Below are 954 nucleotides of genomic sequence, written 5' to 3'. Positions count from 1 at the left end.
TGTAGATATGTACGGACTCTCGGGACACTTCCTGTAAATTCCCTGATTTGGGATGGAGGAAGTATTCATGACGAACGAAGAACGCGACATTCAACGCAAACTTAAAGTGCTCCAGCATGCCGAGAAGATCGGCAACGTCCGCAAAGCTTGCCGGTATTTTGGGATCGGCAGGTCCAGTTTTTATAGATGGCGTGATGCATACCAAAAGCATGGTGAAGCTGGCTTGAAGAATGCCAAATCGATTCCGAAAAATCTTGCCAACCAAACGCCCGCTGAGATCGTCGAGAAAGTACTTTATCTGCGGCGAAAGTATCACCTCGGGCCAATAAGAATCGTCTGGTATTTGGCGCGCTATCACGGCATCAAAATCTCAGACGCCGGTGTCTACCGCATCCTCAAGCGCAACGGCCTTAACCGGCTGCCCAGAGGTACACGAATGCGCAAGCTGCACACCAAACGCGATCAAAAGCAGGTGCCAGGACATCACATTCAAGTGGACGTTAAGTTTCTGACCTTCAAAGGAAAAAGCGGCGAAAAGGTACGTCGGTTCCAATACACAGCGATCGACGATGCAACCAGAGTTCGCGCCCTCAAGATCTACGAGAAGCATACGCAGGCAAACGCCATCGACTTCATTGATCACATCATCGAAAAGTTTCCATTCCGCATTCGCGAGGTGCGGACCGACAACGGTCACGAGTCCCAGGCCAAATTCCATTGGCATGTCGAAGACCTCGGAAACAGGCACGCCTACATCAAACGGGGTACTCCTCAACTCAATGGCAAAGTCGAACGATCCCACCGTTCCGATCAGCAGGAGTTCTATCAACTTCTCAGCTACAAAGGTGACGTCGATCTGGAGGCTAAACTCGACGAATGGGAGCGCTTCTACAACTTCGCTAGACCGCACGGCGCGCATAACGGCCAGACCCCTTACGAAGCTCTCAGAGACAA

General features: G+C 51.3%; 1 protein-coding gene. It reads left to right on the top strand.

Annotated features, from left to right (window positions below):
- Positions 1 to 67: 67 nt before the first annotated feature.
- Positions 68 to 954: IS481 family transposase (locus PFRI_RS08635; RefSeq protein WP_175549243.1), on the top strand; the 887-nt coding region annotated here is incomplete at its 3' end.

The organism is Planktotalea frisia (assembly GCF_001890925.1).
Taxonomy (GTDB): domain Bacteria; phylum Pseudomonadota; class Alphaproteobacteria; order Rhodobacterales; family Rhodobacteraceae; genus Planktotalea; species Planktotalea frisia.
This window is presented reverse-complemented; position numbering and strand designations above follow the sequence as displayed.